The 2,784-nt window shown below is 59.2% G+C and carries 2 protein-coding genes and 1 pseudogene; all 3 read right to left on the reverse strand.

Going from position 1 to position 2,784, the window contains the following annotated elements:
• Window positions 1–567 (reverse strand): annotated as a pseudogene (locus tag D6877_RS01705) (ABC transporter permease); the annotation flags it as partial.
• On the reverse strand, window positions 567–1,628 hold the full coding sequence (locus tag D6877_RS01710) for a microcin C ABC transporter permease YejB (RefSeq protein WP_130909660.1): 1,062 nt from the start codon (window positions 1,626–1,628) through the stop codon (window positions 567–569). The pseudogene D6877_RS01705 and the gene D6877_RS01710, both read right to left, overlap by 1 nt.
• On the reverse strand, window positions 1,628–2,784 hold a 1,157-nt coding region (locus D6877_RS01715), incomplete at its 5' end, for an extracellular solute-binding protein (RefSeq protein ID WP_130909667.1). The genes D6877_RS01710 and D6877_RS01715, both read right to left, overlap by 1 nt.

Genomic DNA, 2,784 nt, shown 5'->3' on the forward strand with positions numbered 1-2,784 from the left:
CACCGGCAGCCCCGACCAGACTTCCAGCACGCGCTGTCCGAGCAAGTCGACCCAGCCGCCGTAGTAGCCCTGTAACGCGCCGGCGGCGATGCCGATCAACGCGCTGATGAAGGTCAACATGAGGGCAAACAGAATCGACACCCGAGCACCAAAGATGACCCGCGCCAGCACATCCCGCGCCTGATCGTCGGTGCCCAGCCAGTTGACCGAAGTCGGCGGGCTCGGCGCCGGTTTGTTCAAGTCGTAGTTGGGTGTGTCGGAGCTGAACGGAATCGGCGGGAACAGCAGCCAGCCACCGTCCTTGCGAATCAGGTTCTGCACGTATTCGCTGCGGTAATCGGCCTGAAACGGCAGTTGCCCGCCGAACTCCTGTTCGGTATGGCGCTTGAGCACCGGGAAATACCACTGGCCCTGATAACTGACCATCAACGGTTTGTCGTTGGCGATCAGTTCGCCACCCAGCGTCAGGATGAACAGGCCGATGAACAGCCACAGCGACCACCAGCCGCGCCGGTTTTTCTTGAAGCGTTCGAAGCGGCGACGACCCAAAGGCGAGAGCTTGAACATCAGGCATTCCTCGCGGCAAAGTCGATACGCGGGTCGACCAGGGTGTAGCAGAGGTCGCCGATCAGTTTTATCAGCAGGCCGAACAGGGTGAAGATGAACAGTGAACCGAACACCACCGGATAGTCCCGCGATACCGCTGCTTCGTAACTCATGCGTCCAAGGCCATCGAGGGAGAAGATCACTTCGATCAGCAGCGAGCCGGCAAAGAACACGCTGATGAACGCCTGAGGAATTCCCGAAACCACCAGCAGCATGGCGTTGCGAAATACATGTCCGTACAGCACACGGCGTTCGCTCAAGCCTTTGGCTCGGGCCGTAACGACGTACTGTCGGGTGATTTCATTGAGGAACGAGTTTTTTGTAAGGATCGTCAAGGTCGCGAATCCACCGATCACCAGCGCGGTGACCGGCAGCACCAGATGCCAGAAATAATCGGCGATCTTGCCCAGCGTCGATAGCGACTCGAAGTTGTCGGAGACCAGCCCGCGCACCGGAAACCAGTTCAGCGAAGTGCCGCCGGCGAATACCACGATCAGGAACATCGCGAACAGAAACGCCGGCATCGCATAGCCGATGATGATCGCCGTGCTGCTCCAGATATCGAAATGGCTGCCGTGGTGCACCGCCTTGCGGATGCCCAGCGGGATCGACACCAGATAGGTGATCAGCGTCGCCCACAGTCCGAGCGAAATGGTCACCGGCATCTTTTCCAGAATCAGGTCAGTGACTGTTGCGCCGCGAAAAAAGCTCTTGCCGAAGTCCAGTTGCGCGTAGTTCTTCAGCATCAGCCACAGGCGCTCATGAGCCGGTTTGTCGAAACCGTACTGTTTCTCGATGTCGTTGATCAGTTGCGGATCGAGGCCACGGCTGGCGCGCGAAGCGTTGCTCGATGTCTCGCTGGCACCACCGCTAACACCGGCGCCGCCAATGCCTTGCAGGTGGGCGATGGCTTGTTCGACCGGTCCGCCGGGCGCGGCTTGAATGATGACGAAATTGACCAGCAGGATGATCACCAGCGTCGGAATGATCAGCAGCAGGCGCCGCAGTATGTAACCCCACATCAGTGCGGTCCTCCTGGTCTGCCGCGACTGATTTTCTCAGCGGTCATCTGCTGATTGGTCAGTGGCGTGCGGCTGATTTCCCACCAGCTCTCGATGGCTTCGTCATTGCTCGCCTGCACCGTCGGAATGCCAAAGCGGTTCCACCATACGGTCGAGGTGCCCGGCGGGTAGTAATTGGGAATCCAGTAGTAATTCCATTGCAGGACCCGGTCCAGCGCATGGGCGTAATGCAGCATGTCCGATTGAGTAGAGGCGCGGATCAGCCCGTTGATCAAGGTGTCGACCGCCGGGTCCTTCAGCACCATGTAATTGTTCGCCCCCGGATCGTTGGCCGCAGCCGAGCCGAAATAGTTGAGCAATTCACCGCCCGGCGAAGTGGTGACGGGGTAGCCAGTGACGATCATGTCGTAGTCGCGGCTCATGAGGCGATTGACGTATTGCGAGGAGTCGATGCGGCGGATATTGAGCTCGATGCCGATCTGTTTCAGCGTGCGCTTGTAGGGCAGCAGCAGGCGATCCATGCCGTTCTGGCTGACCAGAAAAGTGAAACTCAGCGGCTCACCGGCGCTGTTGACCAGTTGATCGCCATCGGGCTTCCAGCCGGCCTGTTCGAGCAAGTCCAGGGCTTGCAATTGCTTGTCACGAATAATGCCGCTGCCATCGGTCTTCGGTGCCTCGAAAACCTTGCTGAATACTTCCTCAGGCACCTGACCGCGCAGCGGTTCAAGGATTTTCAATTCCTGCGCATCGGGCAACTGCCGGGCGGCGAGATCGGTATTGGAAAAGTAGCTCTGCTGGCGGATATAGACGTTGCGCATCATCTGTCGGTTGCTCCATTCGAAGTCCCAGAGCATCGCCAGCGCCTGGCGCACGCGACGGTCCTGAAACATCGGCTTTTGCAGGTTGAATACAAAACCCTGGGCCGATTGCGGCGCTTCGGTGGCGAGGTGGGCTTTCTGCAAACGGCCATCGCTGAGGGCAGGGCTGTCGTAGCCGATCGAATATCCCGTCGCGGAAAACTCGCGGTTGTAGTCATAGGCGCCGCCACGCAGCACCTGGCGGGCGACGTCGGTGTCGCCGAAGTACTCGATGCTGAAATGATCGAAGTTGTACAGGCCGCGACTGACCGGCAGGTCCTTGCCCCACCAGTCGCCAT

Source organism: Pseudomonas sp. Sample_9 (assembly GCF_004307535.1).
Classification (GTDB): domain Bacteria; phylum Pseudomonadota; class Gammaproteobacteria; order Pseudomonadales; family Pseudomonadaceae; genus Aquipseudomonas; species Aquipseudomonas mercuritolerans.